The sequence below is a fragment of the Teichococcus vastitatis genome (assembly GCF_003604215.1).
Classification (GTDB): Bacteria; Pseudomonadota; Alphaproteobacteria; order Acetobacterales; family Acetobacteraceae; genus Pseudoroseomonas; species Pseudoroseomonas vastitatis.
This window is the reverse complement of the sequence record NZ_QXGS01000024.1, coordinates 23,560-40,956: the sequence shown is the minus strand read 5'-3', so window position 1 is coordinate 40,956 and position 17,397 is coordinate 23,560. Positions and strand designations below refer to the sequence as shown.

General features: G+C 73.1%; 16 protein-coding genes and 2 tRNA genes. 11 read left to right on the top strand and 7 right to left on the bottom strand.

Annotated elements, in window-relative coordinates; translation table 11 throughout:
- Positions 1-161: 161 nt before the first annotated feature.
- A tRNA-Gly gene (locus D2K64_RS18175) sits at positions 162-235 on the bottom strand.
- A gap of 105 nt (positions 236-340) precedes the next feature.
- Positions 341-423, bottom strand: a tRNA-Tyr gene (locus D2K64_RS18170).
- 187 nt (positions 424-610) lie between these two features.
- Between D2K64_RS18170 and rlmB the strand changes: the two genes are divergently transcribed.
- Positions 611-1,492, top strand: coding sequence for a 23S rRNA (guanosine(2251)-2'-O)-methyltransferase RlmB (gene rlmB, locus D2K64_RS18165; RefSeq protein ID WP_157985924.1), 882 nt, complete (start codon positions 611-613; stop codon positions 1,490-1,492).
- 133 nt (positions 1,493-1,625) lie between these two features.
- Here rlmB and D2K64_RS18160 read toward each other — a convergent pair whose 3' ends face one another.
- On the bottom strand, positions 1,626-2,639 hold the full coding sequence (locus tag D2K64_RS18160; protein WP_120009806.1) for a Bug family tripartite tricarboxylate transporter substrate binding protein: 1,014 nt from the start codon (positions 2,637-2,639) through the stop codon (positions 1,626-1,628).
- A 496-nt stretch (positions 2,640-3,135) separates the two neighbouring features.
- On the opposite strand from D2K64_RS18160, the gene D2K64_RS24530 reads away from it, so the two are divergent.
- Positions 3,136-3,285, top strand: a complete 150-nt coding sequence (locus D2K64_RS24530) for a hypothetical protein (RefSeq protein ID WP_157985923.1) — start codon at positions 3,136-3,138, stop codon at positions 3,283-3,285.
- Between the two features lie 38 nt (positions 3,286-3,323).
- Positions 3,324-3,953, top strand: coding sequence for a molybdenum cofactor guanylyltransferase MobA (mobA, locus tag D2K64_RS18155; RefSeq protein ID WP_120009805.1), 630 nt, complete (start codon positions 3,324-3,326; stop codon positions 3,951-3,953).
- Positions 3,954-4,005: 52 nt separating this feature from the next.
- Here the strand turns inward: mobA and D2K64_RS18150 are convergent, their stop codons facing one another.
- Positions 4,006-4,287 (bottom strand): hypothetical protein, encoded by a 282-nt coding sequence (locus D2K64_RS18150; protein ID WP_120009804.1) that lies wholly within the window; start codon positions 4,285-4,287, stop codon positions 4,006-4,008.
- A 13-nt stretch (positions 4,288-4,300) separates the two neighbouring features.
- Positions 4,301-5,392, bottom strand: a complete 1,092-nt coding sequence (locus D2K64_RS18145) for a S1C family serine protease (protein ID WP_120009803.1) — start codon at positions 5,390-5,392, stop codon at positions 4,301-4,303.
- Positions 5,393-5,474: 82 nt separating this feature from the next.
- Here D2K64_RS18145 and D2K64_RS18140 point away from each other — a divergent pair, with 82 nt between their 5' ends.
- From D2K64_RS18140 to D2K64_RS18105, 8 genes are all read left to right on the top strand, one after another.
- Complete coding sequence (locus tag D2K64_RS18140) at positions 5,475-7,856, top strand: heavy metal translocating P-type ATPase (RefSeq protein ID WP_120009802.1); 2,382 nt, start codon at positions 5,475-5,477, stop codon at positions 7,854-7,856.
- Entirely contained in the window at positions 7,853-8,242 is a 390-nt protein-coding gene (cueR, locus tag D2K64_RS18135; protein ID WP_120009801.1) for a Cu(I)-responsive transcriptional regulator, read from the top strand. Before D2K64_RS18140 ends, cueR begins: the two co-directional genes overlap by 4 nt.
- Entirely contained in the window at positions 8,239-8,445 is a 207-nt protein-coding gene (locus D2K64_RS18130; RefSeq protein WP_120009800.1) for a heavy-metal-associated domain-containing protein, read from the top strand. The genes cueR and D2K64_RS18130 overlap by 4 nt, the downstream gene beginning before the upstream one ends.
- Positions 8,446-8,576: 131 nt before the next feature.
- Positions 8,577-9,062, top strand: a complete 486-nt coding sequence (locus tag D2K64_RS18125; protein ID WP_157985922.1) for a hypothetical protein — start codon at positions 8,577-8,579, stop codon at positions 9,060-9,062.
- A gap of 88 nt (positions 9,063-9,150) precedes the next feature.
- Positions 9,151-10,323: a CaiB/BaiF CoA transferase family protein gene (locus tag D2K64_RS18120; protein WP_120009798.1), complete on the top strand. Its 1,173-nt coding sequence runs from the start codon at positions 9,151-9,153 to the stop codon at positions 10,321-10,323.
- Between the two features lie 3 nt (positions 10,324-10,326).
- Positions 10,327-11,511 carry an enolase C-terminal domain-like protein gene (locus D2K64_RS18115; RefSeq protein ID WP_120009797.1) on the top strand — a complete coding sequence of 395 codons (1,185 nt, stop codon included), beginning with the start codon at positions 10,327-10,329 and terminating at the stop codon, positions 11,509-11,511.
- Between the two features lie 79 nt (positions 11,512-11,590).
- Positions 11,591-13,090 (top strand): serine hydrolase domain-containing protein, encoded by a 1,500-nt coding sequence (locus D2K64_RS18110; protein ID WP_120009796.1) that lies wholly within the window; start codon positions 11,591-11,593, stop codon positions 13,088-13,090.
- Positions 13,087-14,685, top strand: a complete 1,599-nt coding sequence (locus tag D2K64_RS18105) for an ABC transporter substrate-binding protein (RefSeq protein ID WP_120009795.1) — start codon at positions 13,087-13,089, stop codon at positions 14,683-14,685. Before D2K64_RS18110 ends, D2K64_RS18105 begins: the two co-directional genes overlap by 4 nt.
- A 10-nt stretch (positions 14,686-14,695) precedes the next feature.
- Here D2K64_RS18105 and D2K64_RS18100 read toward each other — a convergent pair whose 3' ends face one another.
- Positions 14,696-15,478 carry an SDR family NAD(P)-dependent oxidoreductase gene (locus tag D2K64_RS18100; RefSeq protein ID WP_120009794.1) on the bottom strand — a complete coding sequence of 261 codons (783 nt, stop codon included), beginning with the start codon at positions 15,476-15,478 and terminating at the stop codon, positions 14,696-14,698.
- Positions 15,475-17,211, bottom strand: coding sequence for a capsular polysaccharide export protein, LipB/KpsS family (locus D2K64_RS18095; RefSeq protein WP_162306216.1), 1,737 nt, complete (start codon positions 17,209-17,211; stop codon positions 15,475-15,477). The genes D2K64_RS18100 and D2K64_RS18095 overlap by 4 nt, the downstream gene beginning before the upstream one ends.
- Between the last annotated feature and the right edge of the window lie 186 nt (positions 17,212-17,397).

Sequence of the window (17,397 nt, the reverse complement as noted above, 5' to 3'; positions counted from 1 at the left end):
GTCTTGCCATGGTCCACATGCCCGATCGTGCCAATGTTGCAGTGCGGCTTGTTCCGCTCAAACTTAGCTTTCGCCATCTATCGGTCACCCTGTCGGTCATAGCGCCGATATCCGGCGCACCATCTGCCCATGGCATCGCCCCATGGCGCTTCCAGGCTCTTTGGAGCGGGTGACGGGAATCGAACCCGCACAACCAGCTTGGAAGGCTGGGGCTCTACCATTGAGCTACACCCGCACCGCGCACGGCCCTGGAACACAGGCCGCGCACCGTGGCGCCTCCAACCGGGGAAAGAGATGGTCCCGGCCGCGTCACGACCCGAGGGTCGCAGGCGGGCCGGTATGGAGGGGGTTGGATTCGAACCAACGTAGGCGCAAGCCAACGGATTTACAGTCCGTCCCCTTTAGCCACTCGGGCACCCCTCCGCGCTGTCCCCGGCCGGCGGGAGCGCCGCGCTCTATCCGGTTTCCGGCCATCCTGTCAACGCGCCGCATGGCGCCCGTGGCCAGAATCCTGCTGCGGCCCCATCCCGGCGGCGCCCGGGCGGCCACGGCAGGGGTGCCCTGCGGTGACGATGCTTGCGTGCGGCGCGCCGATCAGCAGGATACGCACATGTCTCGACCGCCCCGCCGGCCGGAAGGCCCGCGCCGTCCCGCCCCGTTTTCCCGCGATGCCGCCCCGACCGGCGAGGCGCCGCGCCGCGCCGCGCCCGAGGGCCGCCCCGGCCCGCGCCGCCTCGATTCGCCCGCCGAGCCGGTTCGGCGCGAGAAGCCGGAAGCCAACACGCTGTGGCTTTACGGCCTCCATGCGGTGGCCGCCGCGTTGCGCAACCCGCGCCGCCGCGCCCGACGCCTGTTGCTGACCGCCGAGGCGGAGCAAAACCTGCTGGAACAGCTGCCCAAGCCCTGGCGGCTCCAGCCGGAACGGGTGGAGCGCGCCCGCTTCCAGACCTTTTTGACCGAGGACGCCGTGCACCAGGGCGCCGCCCTGCTGGCCGAGCCGCTGCCGCCGGTGGATCTGGACGACGCGCTCGACGCGTCCCGCGGCACGGTGCTGCTGCTGGATCAGGTGACCGATCCGCGCAATGTCGGCGCCATCCTGCGCTCCGCCGCGGCCTTTGGCGCCGCGGTGGTGGTGATGCAGGACCGCAACGCCCCCCCGGAAACCGGCGCCATGGCCCGCGCCGCCGCCGGGGCGCTCGACATCGTGCCGGTGGCGCGGGAAGTGAACCTGGCCCGCACCATCCAGACGCTGCAGAAGCGGGGCTACTGGGTGATGGGCCTGGCCGGGGATGCCGAGGCGGAGCTCGCCCGGGCCAAGCCCGGCGACCGCCCTTCAGCCCTGGTGCTCGGCGCCGAGGACACCGGCCTGCGCCGCCTCCAGCGCGAAACCTGCGACGAGCTGGTGCGCCTGCCGATCTCCGGCGCGGTCGAGAGCCTCAATGTTTCGGTCGCGGCCGCTGTGGCCCTCTACGAACTGGCGCGGCAAGGTTGAGAATGAGCCTTCCGGCGGGCTGACGGGTTGGCGCCGGAGGCATGCCTCCGGCAACACGCGGGGCTTCGGGGCTGACCGGCACCCGCCCGGGATGTTCGCCGGGGCGGCCGCCGTTGCAGGCCGAGGCTCGGGTTCAGTCGGGCCGGATGCCGGCCCGGCGCACCACCTCGACCCACCGGCCGGCATCCGCCAGGATACGCCGGCCCAGCGCCTCGGGCGGCTCCTCCAGCGGTTCCACGCCGAGGCCGGCCAGGCGCTCCGCCACGTCCGGCTTCCGCAGCGCGGCCCGTCCGGCGGCGGTGAGCCTGGCCGCCAGGCCGGGATCGATGCCTGCCGGGGCCACCAGGCCGTGCCAGCCCGTGGCCGAAAGGCCCTGGAAGCCGCCCTCCTCCAGCGTCGGCACCTCCGGCAGTGCCGCGGCGCGCGCGGGGGAGGACACGGCGAGGCCCCGCAGCCGCCCGGAGCGGACATGGTCCGTCACCGCGCCGATGTTGATCCAGACACCTTCCAGGTGGCCGGCGAGAAGGTCGTTGATGGCCAGTGCGCCGCCGCGATAGGGAACGTGGGTCCAGCGGATCTCCGCGCTCTGCTGCATCAGCTCGCTCACGAGGTGCGAAAGGCTGCCATTGCCCGGCGTGCCTACGGCCAGCGATCCCCCGCGCGCGGCGGCGACGAACTCAGCAAGGCTGCGCTGCGGCGCCTCTCGGCGCACCACCAGGATCTGCGGCACGGCGACGCCGGGCAGGATCGGCGCGAAGGCCCGCAGGGGGTCATAGGTGAGGCGCGGAAACAGTGCTGCGTTGATCGAAAGGCTGTCGGAGCCGGCCAGCAGCGTGTAGCCATCCGGCCGCGCCCGCGCCGCCGCCTCGTAGCCGATGTTGCTGCCGGCACCGGGCAGGTTCTCCACCTGCACCGTCTGCCCCAGCACCTCCCCCATGCCCTTGGCCAGCAGCCGTGCGACCAGATCCTGGCTGCCGCCCGGCGCCACGGGAACGATGAGGCGCAGCGCGCGCCCGGGGAAGTGCGCCGGGTCCTCGCCCTGCGCCCGCGCGGCGCGCGGCAGCAGCAGGGCCGGGCTGGCCAGCGGCGCGGCCAGGGCGGCACCGAGAGCCATCAGGCGGCGGCGGGAAAGGCGGTCCTGCGTCATGTGGTCGTGAATCCTCGGAACGGTCCGAAACAGGCGGCCATCTCCGGTGCCAAGGCATGGCGGCAAGACCTGCCCACCACCACAAAGGCATCGGAAGAACCTGTCGGCCACGCCGCGGGCGCGTCCGGTGGGGTCGGCCAGCCCAGAATATGCGTTCTGTGTAGAACCCGATATAAACGTCCGTCAAACGTGCTTTTAGAAAAAACCCCAGAAATGTTCGTTATGATGCCGCTCGCGGCCAGCCTGGATCATCGACGCCGCGCCAAAGGTCAGGCGCCCTGCCGAGGTCCTGGTGCGCAAAATGGAGGACGGCGCGCAGCTCGACCGCGCGGGGTCGATACGCTTCGCCCGTCCGCCTCAGTGGTATGCGCGCTGCATGAGGACGCCCTCGACCCGAGCCGGCACGCCTGATGGTGCCAGCCCGGCCACGATTTACACTTCCGTTTCGGGTCATCGATGATTTACCCTGAATCCACCGTGATTCAGGGAGGGTCCCATGGCCGAATCCGCCGATACCGCGCTGGCATCCGCCTGCCTCGGCCTCCCCGCCGGGCCACTGGATGCCACGCCCGCCATGCTGGCCAGCCTTCTGTTCAGCGCGTTCGGATTGCTCGGCCTGGCTTTCTGCGGCGTCGTCTCGGGCTGAGCTTGCCGGCGGCGCCCGGCCGCCCGTAAGCCCCCGGCATGGATGCGGCACTTCCGGCGCCCTGGCGCCGGCAAACACTGGGCGTGATCCTCGCCGGCGGCCAGGGGCTGCGCATGGGCGGCGGCGACAAGCCGCTGCGGCTGCTGGGGGGTCGCCCCCTGCTGGACCATGCGGTGGCGCGGCTGCGGCCGCAGGTGGCCGCGCTGCTGCTGAACGCCAATGGCGATGCCGGCCGCTTCGCCGCCTGGGGCCTGCCAGTGGCACCCGACGCGCCACCTTCGCAGGGGCCGCTCAGCGGCGTGCTGGCGGCGCTGGACTGGGCCGCCGCCCGCCACCCCGAACTGCCCTGGGTGGCCTCGGTGCCGGGCGATACCCCCTTCATCCCGCCCGACTTGGTGGACAGGCTGCACGCGGCGCGCGAGGCCGCCGGCCATGACCTGGCCTGCGCCGCCTCGGCCGGACGATGGCACCCGCCGGTGGCGGTGTGGCCGGTGGCGCTGCGCCACGAATTGCGCGCCGCGCTGTCCCGTGGCGAAGGCGGCATCCGCCGCTGGGCCGAGCCGCTCGGCCTGGCGGTCGCGGAATGGCCCGCCCGGCCCCGCGACCCGTTCTTCAACTGCAACACCCCGGCCGAGCTGGCCGAGGCCGAGGTTCTGCTGCGAAGCTGAGGCCGATGGTCAGCCGATTCGCCGCCGCAGGCCCCGGTTCATCGCCGCCCGGTCAGGCGTCCGGACCCGTCCGCCCCCCGGCGATCCGCTCCAGCGCGGCCCGGATCTCCGCCCGCTCGGCCGCCAGGTCACCGCGGGCCACCATCCGTCCGGCCCGGCGGTACCAGTAGGCCGCGTTGTCGTGGTCGCCTTCCCAACGATGCAGGTACGCATGCACCCAATCGCAGTCCGGCTCGCCCTCGTGGTTCTGGACGATCTCGTGCGCGGCCTCGAAGGCGCCACGCTCGGCCTGCTCCAGGGCCCGCAGCGCGGGGGTGTCGGACGGTGCGGCCATGCGTGGCTCTCCTTCAGCGTTCGCAACGGATGAAAACCGTGCCCCGGTTGGCGATGTCGCCCACATCGGCGCCGCCCAGCTCCGGGCCGGTGCTCGCCTCGGTCCGCGGCTGGATGCCGGCCCTGCCGAGGAAGTCCTGCGTGGCGGTGCCCTTCACCGCGAAATTGACGTTCTGCGGAATGTCGCCGGTGCGCTTGGCGATGTTCTGCGCGTGCAGCTTGCTGACCACCACGCCCACCACATGGCCCCGCAGGTCGAACAGCGGCCCACCGGAATTGCCCGGCTGCACCTCGGCGCTGATCTGGTAATGGCCGGGATTGTTGCCGAGCCCGTTCAACCCATTCACCTCGCCCCGCGTCAGCTTCGGATCGGAAGACAGCAGCCCCGGCAAGGGGAAGCCATAGGCGATGACCCCCTCGCCGCGCCGCACCTCGGGGCTGGCGCGGAATGGCAGCACCTCGCCCGGATCGCCCGGCACCGTCAGCAGGGCAAGGTCCAGCCCGGCATCGACGCGGGCCGGCGGCACCGCGGGCAGGGTGCGGCCATCGGCGGTGCGGATGAAGATGCGGTCGCAGCCGCCCACCACATGCTGGTTGGTCAGCACGCGATCGGTCGCCACCACGAAGCCGGTGCCGGAGGAGACGCGGGCGCGCGGGTTGGGCTCGCCCGGGGCCGGCCGGCTGGCGGCGGCGCGCAGCGCGTCGGCCTCGATTGCGATGCGCGGGGCGGCGCAGATGTCGCGGTTGCGCAGCACCGCTTCCCGCCCGTCCGCCACCACCAGGCGCAGGTCGAAGCGGCAGCCCGCCCCGGCCTCGGTGCGAAAGGTGAACACCTTGGCGGTGGGCATCGGGCCCGGCAGCAGGTTGCGGCCCCACGCCGGCTGCCCGCCGGCCTGGCGGCCGCTGCGCACGGCGTAGAGGGCCCGCGCCTCCTGGCCGGTGCGGTTGGCCAGCTGGACGCGGTGGTCCTCGGCGGGCTGGGCCGGTGCCTGGGGTGGCGCCGGGGCCGGCGCAGGCGACTGGGCCAGCAGGGGCAGCGGGATCAGCAACGCCCCGAGCAGCAGGGCGGCGGGGCGGGGGGAACGGCGGAGGCGCGAGCTGGACATGGTTCAGATGTGTTCACCGCTGGTCACGCCGTCAATTGCTGCCCTTGACCTTCCCGCAATGGGAACCCCCATCTGCCGTGGCATGCCGGATCTCGCTCTCTCCCCCAATCGCCTGACCCTGCCGCTCACCGGCATGAGTTGTGCCGCCTGCGCCACGCGGGTGGAACGCGCCTTGGCCCGCGTGCCCGGTGTCGGCGGCATCAGCATCAACCTGGCCAGCAACCACGCCATCGTGGAAGGCACAGCCGCACTTCCCGCCCTGGCCGAGGCCATCGGCCGCGCCGGCTATGGCTTGGCGGAGGAGTCGCGCGACCTCGGCATCGGCGGCATGAGCTGCGCTTCCTGCCAGGGGCGCGTGGAGCGGGCACTACGGCGGGTACCCGGCGTGCTGGAGGCTTCGGTGAACCTCGCGACTGAACGGGCGCAGCTGCGCGTGCTGGTGGGCCTCGATCCGGCGCTGCTGGCGGCGGCGGTGCAGAAGGCCGGCTACAGCCTCACCGATGCGGGCCAGGCGGCGGACGCTCCGCGCGACGCCGGCCGGCACCGGCAGAAGCTGGAGCTGGCGGCTGCCTTTCTGCTGGCGGCGCCGTTCCTGCTCGGCATGCTTAGCATGGCGCTCGGCCGGCACTGGATGCCGCCCGGCTGGGCGCAGGTCCTGCTGGCGGCGCCACTGCAGTTCTGGCTCGGCGCACGCTTCTATCGCGCCGGCTGGCGGGCGCTGCGGGCCGGCACCGGCAACATGGACCTGCTCGTCGCCATCGGCACCAGCGCCGCCTTCGGCTTGTCGCTGGCGTTGCTGCTCCGGGGCGACCCGCATCTATATTTCGAGGCCTCGGCGGTGGTGATCGCCTTTGTGCTGCTGGGCCGGTTCCTGGAAGCGCGGGCCAAGCGCGCCACCGGCGCCGCCATCGCCGCGCTGCTGGCGCTGCGCCCGCGCACCGCCCGCCGCCTGGACGCCGCCGGCCGCGAGCAGGAGGTGCCCGCCGCCGCGCTACGCGTCGATGACCGGCTGGTGGTGCGGCCTGGCGAGCGCATTCCCGCCGATGGCGTGGTGGAGGACGGCGCCGCGGGCGTCGACGAAAGCGCGCTGACCGGCGAAAGCCGCCCGGTGGAAAAGCAGCCCGGCGACATCCTCGCCACCGGCACCGTGGCGCTGGACGGGCGGCTCCTGTTCCGCGCCACCGCGGTGGGCGGGGACACACGGCTGGCACAGGTCGCCGCGCTGGTGCAGGCGGCGCAGAACAGCCGCGCCCCGGTGCAGAAGCTGGTGGACCGCGTCAGCGCCGTGTTCGTGCCCGCCGTGCTGGCGGTGGCGGCGCTGACCTTTCTGGGCTGGTGGCTGGTCGGCGGCGGCGTCGCGGCCGCCATCCTGCACGCCGTCGCGGTGCTGGTGATCGCCTGCCCCTGCGCGCTTGGCCTCGCCACGCCGGCCGCCATCATGGCCGGTACGGGCGCGGCGGCGCGGGCCGGCATCCTGATCCGCGATGCCGCGGCGCTGGAGCAGGCCGGCCGGATCACCATGGTCGCCTTCGACAAGACCGGCACCCTGACCGAGGGCCAGCCGCATCTGGCGACCCTGCAGCCCGCCCCCGGCACCTCCCGCGAGGAAGCCCTGCGGGCCGCCGCGCGGCTGCAAGCCGGCAGCGAGCACCCGCTGGCCCGCGCCGTGCTGGCCGAGGTGGGCGACAAGGCTGCGGCCGGGCTTCCCGTGGCGGACATGTTCCGCGCCCTGCCCGGCCGCGGCGTGGAGGGGGTGGTGGAGGGCCGCCGCCTTCTGCTCGGCAGCCAGCGCCTGCTGGAGGAATGCGGCGCCGGGCCTGGCCCGCTGGCCGGGCCGGCGCGCGAAGCGGCGGAGCAGGGCCAGACCGTGTCCTGGCTGATCGACCCCGCGGCGCAGCGCCCGCTCGCCCTGCTGGCCTTCGCCGACACCCCCCGCCCCGGCGCGGCGGCGACGATCCGGGCGCTGCGGGACGCGGGGCTGCGCACCGCGCTGTTGTCCGGCGACGCGGCGGCGGCGGCCGAAGCGGCGGGCCATGCCCTCGGCATTCCCGAGATCGCCGCCGGCGTGCTGCCCGAGGGCAAGGCCCGGCAGGTGGCGGAATGGCAGCGCGGCGGCGCCCGCGTCGCCATGGTAGGAGATGGCGTGAACGACGCGGCGGCGCTGGCCACCGCCGATCTCGGCATCGCCATGGGCTCCGGCACCGACGCCGCCATCGCCGCCGCCCATGTGACGCTGCTGCGCCCCGACCCGCTGCTGGTGCCGGCCACGCTGCGCATCACCGGCGCCACGCTGCGCAAGATCCGGCAGAACCTCCTCTGGGCCTTCGGGTTCAACACGCTGGGCATTCCGCTCGCCGCCCTCGGCCTGTTGTCGCCGGCATGGGCGGGGGCGGCGATGGCCTTCTCCTCCGTGGCGGTGCTGGGCAATGCGCTGCTGCTCAGCCGCTGGAAGGCCGGCGCATGAACATCAGCGAGGCGGCACGGCGCTCCGGCCTCAGCGCCAAGATGATCCGGCATTACGAGACGCAGGGGCTGGTCACCGCCCGCCGGCTGGAGAATGGCTATCGCGATTATGCCGAAGCCGATCTCGCGGTGCTGCGTTTCATCCGGCATGCGCGGGCGCTGGCCTTCCCTCTGGACGATGTGCGCCGCCTGCTGGCGCTGTGGCGCGACCGCAACCGCGCCAGCGCCGATGTGCGGCGCATCGCCCTCGACCATGTTGCGGCGCTGGAAGCCAAGGCCGAGGCCATGCAGGCCATGGCGCATTCGCTGCGCCACCTGGCGGCGCATTGCCACGGCGATGGCCGCCCCGATTGTCCCATCCTGAACGAGCTGGAGAAGAACCCATGAGCGAGAGCATGTTGTTGAAGGTCGAGGGCATGGATTGCGCCCACTGCGTCCGGGCCGTGACCGAGGCGATCAAGGCCGAGGACCCGCAGGCGGAGGTTGCGGTGGACCTCGACGCCGGCACGGTCAGCGCCACCACCATCCTGCCGCGCCCGCGCGTCGCGACGCTGGTGGAGGAAGAAGGCTACACCGTGGCGCAGGGTTGACCGGGCGCTTCATTCTTCCTTCACTAGGCTCTGGCAGCCTCCGCGCCGAGCAAGATGCGGAGGCCCTGAGCCCGATGTGGAAGACCCCGACCCCGCCGCCCCGGCGACCGATGCCCGGCCCAGAACTGCCTGTGCTGCGGGGGCCCCGCGCTCCCTCGGCGCTGGCCGACTACAACCAGAACCGCTTCACCGGCTATGGCGGCAGCGACATCCACCTGGTGCCGCCCCAGGCGCCGCCCAAGGTGTCGCCCCTGATCGCACGGCTGCAGGAGGAGTTGGAGCGGCTGACCGAATCGCACCGCGACTTCCTGGCCCGGCACGAGAAGACCGACCGCCGCATCCTGAACCGCACCCCGGAAGGCTGGGCGGTGGCCTGGCGCCGCTGGGCGATCACCGATCTGGGCGACCGCGCCGCCTCGGTGCGGGACACCTTTGTGATCCATCGCGGCGAGAGCTACGGCCACCGGCTGTTTCTCGACAGGCAGGGCCAGCAATTGCTGGCGGTGCAGCCGGGCTCTCCTGCCTCGCCGCTGCGCTATGCGCGGCTCAGCGCCACCACGGATCTTTGCGATCTGTACGGCCCCTTCGCCCGGCTGTCCGACAACCCGATGGGATAAGCCACGGGGCGGGTGTTCCTTCCCACCGCCGGCGACTAACCTCCGCCGGCGGGCCTTCAGGGTTCGCCAGAAGGAGGAATACCAGGCCATGCAGCCGCTCGCCCGCTTCACCGTGCTGGACCTGACCCGCGTCCGCTCCGGCCCCACCTGCGTCCGGCAACTGGCCGATTGGGGCGCCAACGTCATCAAGATCGAGGCACCGGAGGCGATCGACACCGGCAAGGGCCTGGGCGGCGAGGTGCTGGGTCCGGACTACCAGAACGTCCACCGCAACAAGCGCGGCCTGACGCTGAACCTGAAAACGCCGGAAGGCCTCGCCACCTTCAAGCGCCTGGTCGCGCAGGCCGACGTGGTGGTGGAGAATTACCGCCCGGACGTGAAAGGCCGCCTCGGCATCGACTATGACAGCCTGGCCGCGATCAACCCCGGCATCGTGCTCGGCTCGATCTCCGGCTTCGGCCAGGACGGGCCTTATGCCGGGCGGCCGGGCTTCGACCAGATCGCCCAGGGCATGGGCGGGCTGATGAGCGTCACCGGCCTGCCGGGCCAGGGCCCGGTACGCGCCGGCATTCCGGTCGCCGATCTCACCGCCGGGCTGTACTGCGCCATCGGCATCCTGGTGGCGCTGCTGGAGCGGGAGCAGACCGGCCGCGGCCGCTGGGTGCACACCTCGCTCCTGGAAGCCATGGTGGCGATGATGGACTTCCAGGCCACCCGCTGGACCATGAAGGGCGAGGTGCCGAAGCAGGCCGGCAACGACCACCCCACCACCATCCCGACCGGCCTGTTCCGGACGCGCGACGGCGTCATCAACATCGCCGGCGGCGGTGGCGAGATGTGGCGTCGCATCGTCGAGGTGCTGGGCATCGAGGCGGAAGCCGCCGATCCGGACCTCGCAACCGATGCGCTGCGCTCCAGGAACCGCGGCAAGACCAACGCGGTGATCCAGGCCAAGCTGGAAACCGATGACGGCGCCAGTTGGGTCGCGAAGTTCAACGCCGCCGGCGTGCCCTGCGGCCCGGTCTACAGCATGGACCAGGTGTTCGCCGACGAGCAGGTGAAGCATCTGGGCCTGGCCTGGACCGTGCCGCACCCGCAGCTCGGCGACATCGCCCTGGTGCGGCCGCCGATGCAGCTGGCCGGCGCCGAGCCGTCCCGCCGCCCGACCCCGGCACGCGGCCAGCACACGGAGGAGGTGCTGCGCGAATTCGGCTTCGACGAGTTGGAGATCACCGCGCTGCGCAACAAGAAGGCCATCTGAACCATGCGCATCACGCAGATCCGCGACGGCGTGGCGCCGATCGCGAGCGACATCGCCAACGCCTATATCGACTTCTCCAAGATGACGGCCAGCATCGTCGCCGTCACCGTGGAGGACGGGAACGGCAGATCCGCCACCGGCTTCGGCTTCAACTCCAACGGCCGCTACGCCCAGCCCGGCCTGCTGCGCGAACGCTTCATCCCGCGCCTGGCCGAGGCGCCGGAGGCGCTTCTCTCCACGCCCGAGGGCACGCTCAACCCGGCCGGTGCCTGGGCCGCCATGATGCGCAACGAGAAGCCGGGCGGGCATGGCGAGCGCTCGGTCGCCGTCGGCGTGCTGGACATGGCGCTTTGGGACGCGGCGGCGAAGCTGGAAGGCGTGCCGCTGTGGCGCCTGCTGGCCGACCGCTACCGCCAGGGCCAGGCGGACGACAATGCCTGGATCTACGCCGCCGGCGGCTACTATTACCCGGGCAAGGGCGTGCAGCAGCTGGTCGAGGAGATGCGGCGCTACCTCGGCATGGGCTATTCGGTGGTGAAGATGAAGATCGGCGGCGCTCCCGGCACGCCGCTGCGCGACGCGCTGAAGGAAGACGTGGCCCGCATCGAGGCGGTGCTGGCGCTGCTCGGCGGCGATGGCTCGCGCCTGTGCGTCGACGTCAACGGGCGCTTCGGCCTGCATGCGGCGCTGAGCTACGCCGCCGCCCTCGCCCCCTACAAGCTGCGCTGGTACGAGGAACCGCTGGACCCGCTGGACTACAGCACCCATGCCGCGCTCGCCGAGCATTACGACGGCCCCATCGCCACCGGCGAGAACCTGTTCTCCATGCAGGACGCGCGCAACCTGATCCGTCATGGCGGGCTGCGCCCCGACCGCGACATCCTGCAATTCGATCCCGCCCTGTCCTACGGGCTGGTGGAATATCTGCGCACGCTGGAGATGCTGGGGAACCACGGCTGGAGCCCGCGCCGCTGCGTGCCGCATGGCGGCCACCAATTCGCGCTCAACATCGCGGTGGGCCTCGGCCTCGGCGGCAATGAAAGCTATCCGGAGGTGTTCGCGCCCTTCGGCGGCTTCGCCGACGACACGCCGGTGGAGAACAGCCGGGTCCGGATGCACGACACGCCCGGCATCGGCTTTGAGCGGAAATCGGCGCTGTACACGGTGTTCAGGTCGCTGCTCGATTGATGCGCGGCCGGTCCGTGGCGGCTCGACCGCGCGCCGCACTTCTGTAAGCTCGGCGGCGTCGCCATCCGGGACGCCGCCGATGCCTGACTGGACCCGCGCCACCGCCCTCGCCGAACGCATCGCCGCCGAATGGGATGGCGGGCCGGGCGGCGCCATCCTGGTGTTCGATGCGGCGGGTCCGCGCGGCGGCGCCGCGGGCGGCTTCGCCAGCCTGGAGCACCGCCTGCCCTTCACCGCGGCGACGCCCAGCCGCTTCGCCTCCATCAGCAAGCATTTCCTGGCCGCCACCCTGCTGCTGCGCGGCACGGCGCTGGAGGCGCCGCTGGGCGCGCTGGTGGAGGGGCTGGCGCCATCCATCGGCGCCGTGCCGCTCGGCCGCGCCCTCGACATGACGGGCGGCATCCCGGACGTCATGGAATGGCTGTGGCAGCGCGGCGTGCCCTTCACCGCCTCCCTGTCGCCGGAGGAGATCTTCGCGGCGCTGCGGGGCGTGCCCGCCCTGTGCGCCGCCCCGGGCACGGAGATGGCCTATTCCAACACCGGCTGGCGCTTGGCGCAGCGCATCCTGCCCGATTACGGCGCGACGCTGCGCCACCGCCTGCTGGACCCGCTCGACCTGCCGATCCGCTTTCCGCTGGACGAGTCGGAGGCGGTGCCGGGCCTCGCCACCGGCTACTGGCAGGACGGCGCCGCCTGGCGGCGCGGGCGCTACGGCCTGCATTTCTCCGCCTCGGGCGGGCTGGCCGGCAGCGCCGGGGCGCTGGCGCGCTGGGGCGCGGCGCTGCTGGCCGGGCGCGGGCCGCTGGACGGAATGCTGGAACGCCTCGCCGCGCCGCGCGGCTTCACCGATGGCACCGCCTCCGCCTACCGGCTCGGCCTGGTGGAAACCATGCTGGGCGGCACCCGGCTGCTGGCGCATGGCGGCTCGCTGCCCGGCTATCGCAACCACCTGCTGCTGGCGCCGGAGCACGGGCTCGGCGTGGTGCTGCTGAGCAACCGGGAAGACGAAGCGCTGTGGCCGGCGCTGCGGGTGCTGGCGGCGCTGCTGGGCGCGCCGATGCCGCGTCCCGCCGCCAATCCTGTTGGCCTCTACGCCGAGGAGGACGGCCCGTTCTGGGCGGAGCTGACGCCGGGCGCGATCGGCGTCATGGGCGGGCACGAGGCCCTGGTGGAGGATGGCGCCGGCGGCTTCCGCTCGCTGCCGGCCTATCTGGAGATGCGGCTGCACGCGGCGCCGGATGGCGCGCTGGAGGGCCGCATCGGCGGCGTGAAGCGACGCCTGCTGCCGGTGCCGGCCGGGCTGCCGCTGGACCCGAGGCTGCACGGCACGTGGCGGGATGCGGCCACCGGCGCCACCATCGTCCTGCGCACCGGTGGCACCGCCCGCTTCGGCGGGAATGGCGGCCTGGGCACCGAGACCACCCTGACGCCGCTGCCCGGCGCCCGCGCCTTGGCCGCGCTGTCGCACGGCCCCTGGCGGCATCGCCCCTGCCTCTGGCTGGAGGGCGACACGCTGCGCCTAGCCGGCCACCGCGCCCGCATCCTGCGCTTCCACCGCCACGAAGGAGATGCCCGATGATCACCGCCCCGCGCCGCTGGCTGCTGCTGGCCACCGTTCTGTGCGGCCTCGCGCCGCTGGCACCGCCGGCGGCCGAGGCGCAGCCGGCGCCGCAGCGGGTGCTGCGCGTCGCCCCGCATGCCGACCTGAAGACGCTGGACCCGGTTTTCGCCTCCATCGTGATCACCCGCATGCACGGGCTGATGATCTACGAGACGCTGTTCGCCTGGGACTCGAAGCTGCAGCCGCACCCGCAGATGGTGGACCGCTTCTCCACCGCCGAGGATGGGCTCAGCTGGCAGTTCCACCTGCGCCCGGGCCTGAAGTTCCATGACGGGCAGAAGGTGCGCAGCCAGGACGTGATCGCCTCATTGCGGCGCTGGATGGCGCGCGACACGGTGGGCGGCAAGGTCGCGGAATATGCCGCCGGGATGGAGGCGGTGGATGAGGACAGCTTCGTCATCCGGCTGAAGCGGCCGATGTCCATGCTGCCTTTCGCGCTCGGCTCGGCGGTCGGCCAGATCCCGGTGATCATGCGGGAAAGCGACGCCAACACCGACCCGATGCGGCCGGTGACGGAGGCGGTCGGCAGCGGCCCGTTCCGCTTCAACCGCGCCGAATGGCGCAGCGGCGCCCGCGTGGTCTATGACCGCAACCCGGATTACGTGCCGCGCGACGAGCCGGCCGACGGGCTGGCGGGCGGCCGCGTGGTGAAGCTCGACCGCGTCGAATGGATCATCATGCCCGATCCCGCCACCGCCGCGGCGGCGCTGCAATCGGGCGAGATCGACATCTGGGAACAGCCGAGCCAGGACCTGGTGCCGGTGATCGGCCGCTCGCGCGAGGTGAAGGTGGAGCGCTTCGCCAGCCTGGCCAACCAGGTCATGCTGCGCCCCAACCACTTGCACCCGCCCTTCAACGACCCGCGCGCCCGGCTGGCCCTGGCTTATGCCACCGACCAGGGCGATTTCCTGGCCGCCGGCTATGGCGACGAGCAATGGTGGAAGCGCTGCGAATCCTATTTCGTCTGCGGCGGCCCGAACGGCACCGAGGCGGGCACGTCGGCCTATGCGAAGCCCGACCTGGAGACCGCCCGGCGCCTGCTGGCCGAGAGCGGCTACAAGGGCGAGCGCCTGGTGCTGAACTCCACCTACGACATCGCGCCGATCGGTCGGATGGCCGAGGTCGCCGCCGAGTCGCTGAAGAAGATCGGCTTCAACATCGACCTGCAATTCGCCGACTGGGGCACGGTGACGACGCGGCAGCAGAACCGTGGCACGGTGGCGGAAGGCGGCTGGAACCTGTTCGTCACCACCGCCTCGGGCGCCACCATGCAGTCGCCGGTCACCAATATCGGCACCAACATGGCCTGCGGCGGCAAGTCCTGGGCCGGCTGGCCCTGCGACGAGGAAGCCGAGCGGCTGCGCGGCGCCGTGGTGGACGCGCCGGATGACGCGGCCCGCCAGCAGGCGACGGAGGCACTGCACCGGCGCCTGGCCGAGGTGCAGCCCTATCGCGTGCTGGGCCAATACGACCAGCCCTATGCCCGCCGCGCCAATGTGTCGGGCATGCTGCAGGCGCCGGTGATGCTGTTCTGGAACCTGGAGAAGCCATAAGCGGACCAAGTCACTCCGCCGGATCCACCCGGAAGCGCATCCGCCGCACGAGGCGGTCCACCAGCGCGGCGGGCAGCAGCGGCGACAGGCGCAGCGCCCAGAACAGCGGCCAGGGAAACGCCAGCTCCGCCGCGCCGCGCCGCAGCGCCGCCTCGATCCGCGCCGCCGCCGCGTCGGCGCTCATCGAGAAGGGCCGGTCGCCGCGATAGCGCCGCCCCATGGCGCTGTCGAAGAAGCCCGGCGCGACCAGGGTGACGCGGAGACCCTCCGGCGCCAGCGCCGCGCGCAGCGCCTGGCCATAGGCCCACAGCCCGGCCTTGCTGGCGCAATAGCCGGGACTGTCCGGCAGGCCGCGCAGCGCCGCCAGCGAGGCCACCAGCCCGATCCCGCCGCCGCCGCGTCGCCGCATCGCCGGCAGCAGCGGTTCCACCAGGTTCAGCGCGCCCAGCAGGTTGACCTCCAGCTGCGCGCGCACCGCCGCCGGGCCTTCCGGCCCGCCATCGGGGCGGGTGCCGTGGGCGATGCCGGCATTGGCGACCACCAGATCCACCGGGCAGGCGGCGTCCCAGTCCCGCAGCAGCGCCGACATCGCCTCCGCTTCCCGCACATCCAGCACCCCGAGGCGGGGCGTGGCGCCGCGCGCGGCGCAGGCCGCTGCCACCGCCGCCAGCGCCGCCGCGTCGCGCCCGATCAGTCCCAGCGTCACGCCGGGTGCCGCGAGGCGCAGGGCCAGCGCCGCGCCCAGGCCGCGCGACGCGCCACTGATCACCGCCGAGCGGAACCCCCGCGTCATCGCAGCCGCCGCAGCCGCGACAGCGCGGCCCTCACCCGGCCCTCCAGCCCCCGATGCAGCGTCAGCGGCGACAGGCGCCAGGCCGCGGGATCGTCGAGCCTTTCCAAAACCACCTCGGGCGGGCAGGGCAGCTCGGTCACCGGGTCGACCTGGCGGGGGAACAGGATCAGCGCCGCCGCCACCAACTCATCCAGGGTCAGGCGCCGGCCGCGGCGCGGCGGCGGGTTGCGGTCCTCCGTCAGGCCCCAGCCGGCGTAGAAGGGCTGGCCCCAGGTGACCACGGGCACGCCGCGCAGCAGCGCCTCGAAGCCGGACAGGGAGGTCAGGGTGTGCAGCGCGTCCACCTGGCCGAACAGCGCGGTCAGCGGCGCGCCGGTCACCACCTGATCCGCCAGCGCCGCCAGGGCCCGCGCTTCCAGCCGGCCCTGCCGGAAGCCGGCCTCCAGGTCGGGGTGCGGTTTGTAGATCAGGAAGGCCTCCGGATGCGCCGCCCGCACAGCCTCCAGCAGCGCCAGGTTGTTCTGGATGGCGCCGCCGCCCAGCCGCACCGAGGCATCGCCCTCCACCTGCCCCGGCACCAGCAGCCGCGGCCGGCCCGGCGGGGCGGCGATGGCCGGCGCCTCGCCGCGCAGATTGTACTTGGTGACGCCGCGGGCGACGATCGCCTCGCGCAGCGCCGCGGCGCGGGCCAGCAGCGCCGGGGGAAAGGCGGCATGGGCCAGAAGCTGCTCCAGCGCGCTGCTCCGCGCCGGGTCGTAGTAGACGCCCCGGTCATCCACGGCATAGGCGGCCCCGGGCAGGAAGCGCGCACCCAGCCCACGCGAGCGGACAAAGCCGTCCTCCACCGTCAGCAGCGGCACGCCGGCCGCGCCGCAGGCGGCGCGCAGATCCGGCGTGGCGCGGCTGGCCCAGGCGGCCACGGCGCCGCCCTGACGCCGGGCATCGGCGATGGCCTGCTGCGGCCGGCCGCTGAAGCGGGGCGTGCCGGCGGCATGGGCGAACAGCGCGGCGATCCGGGGCCGCTTCCAGAAGGCCATGCCGAGGCACACCGCGACCCGCCGGTTCTCCAGCTGGGCCCGACGCCAATCCGCCAGTTGTTCCAGCGCCCGCTCCAGCGGCCAGGGACGGGCCAGGAACGGGTCGGCGCAGCGCAGGGCGGTGATCAGCGCAGCCCAGCGCGGAACTGGATCCAGCCGCCGCCCGCCCACCGCGACGCCGGCGGCCGATGCCAACAGGGCCATCTCGGCGGAAGCCCCGTGCAGGTCTCCGGCGAGGTCGAGCAAGGCCCAGGGCGACAGCGGCGCCGCCAGCAGCCGGACGCCGGCCGGCGGCGTCAGCAGCGGCGCGGCCCCGCCCGGAGCCGCGGGGTCGCGCGCCAGGACCACCGGCCGCCCGCCGGCCGCCGCGAGGCCCGCCGCCAGCGCGGCCCGCGCCGCGGCGTCGTGGCCCGGCCGGCAGGGATCGAGCACCAGCACCGCGCCGTTCCGGGGCAGGCGCAGCGCCTCCGGCGCAGGCTCCGGCAGTCCGGGCTCGCCGCCGATTCGCTCCGCCGCGGCCATGCCGGCGGCCGCCGCGGCGCGCGCTGCCAGAGACCGGTCCTCCACAGGCGGCAGCGCTGCCAGCGCTGCGTCCCCGAGTGCCGCCGGCAAGGCCTGCAACGGCAGCAGGGCGACCGGGAGGCAGCGAGGGCCGAAGGCCGGCGCGCGCAAAGGTCCGGTTGCAAAGCGGAGCACACTTGCACCCGTTGAAATCGCGGGAGTTGTAGCGTCCTGTCGAAGGGCCAGCACATCCGCTCGCCCGGCATGGGCCAGACCATATTCGGGCCAGAATGCCGCCAAGCGCGCGAAATTGACCGGATCCTCACCCGGAAACGCAATGGTCGGGGCGAGGTCAAGCCCCGCAGGGTGAGGAACCTTTTT

What these genes read in the sequence shown, in the direction of transcription:
- D2K64_RS18145 (WP_120009803.1), bottom strand. Translation starts at nt 5,392, where the DNA reads ATGTCCAGCTCGCGCCTCCGCCGTTCCCCCCGCCCCGCCGCCCTGCTG.
- D2K64_RS18160 (WP_120009806.1), bottom strand. Translation starts at nt 2,639, where the DNA reads ATGACGCAGGACCGCCTTTCCCGCCGCCGCCTGATGGCTCTCGGTGCC.
- D2K64_RS18150 (WP_120009804.1), bottom strand. Translation starts at nt 4,287, where the DNA reads ATGGCCGCACCGTCCGACACCCCCGCGCTGCGGGCCCTGGAGCAGGCC.
- rlmB (WP_157985924.1), top strand. Translation starts at nt 611, where the DNA reads ATGTCTCGACCGCCCCGCCGGCCGGAAGGCCCGCGCCGTCCCGCCCCG.
- mobA (WP_120009805.1), top strand. Translation starts at nt 3,324, where the DNA reads ATGGATGCGGCACTTCCGGCGCCCTGGCGCCGGCAAACACTGGGCGTG.
- D2K64_RS18130 (WP_120009800.1), top strand. Translation starts at nt 8,239, where the DNA reads ATGAGCGAGAGCATGTTGTTGAAGGTCGAGGGCATGGATTGCGCCCAC.
- D2K64_RS24530 (WP_157985923.1), top strand. Translation starts at nt 3,136, where the DNA reads ATGGCCGAATCCGCCGATACCGCGCTGGCATCCGCCTGCCTCGGCCTC.
- D2K64_RS18110 (WP_120009796.1), top strand. Translation starts at nt 11,591, where the DNA reads ATGCCTGACTGGACCCGCGCCACCGCCCTCGCCGAACGCATCGCCGCC.
- D2K64_RS18140 (WP_120009802.1), top strand. Translation starts at nt 5,475, where the DNA reads ATGCCGGATCTCGCTCTCTCCCCCAATCGCCTGACCCTGCCGCTCACC.
- cueR (WP_120009801.1), top strand. Translation starts at nt 7,853, where the DNA reads ATGAACATCAGCGAGGCGGCACGGCGCTCCGGCCTCAGCGCCAAGATG.
- D2K64_RS18115 (WP_120009797.1), top strand. Translation starts at nt 10,327, where the DNA reads ATGCGCATCACGCAGATCCGCGACGGCGTGGCGCCGATCGCGAGCGAC.
- D2K64_RS18120 (WP_120009798.1), top strand. Translation starts at nt 9,151, where the DNA reads ATGCAGCCGCTCGCCCGCTTCACCGTGCTGGACCTGACCCGCGTCCGC.
- D2K64_RS18105 (WP_120009795.1), top strand. Translation starts at nt 13,087, where the DNA reads ATGATCACCGCCCCGCGCCGCTGGCTGCTGCTGGCCACCGTTCTGTGC.
- D2K64_RS18100 (WP_120009794.1), bottom strand. Translation starts at nt 15,478, where the DNA reads ATGACGCGGGGGTTCCGCTCGGCGGTGATCAGTGGCGCGTCGCGCGGC.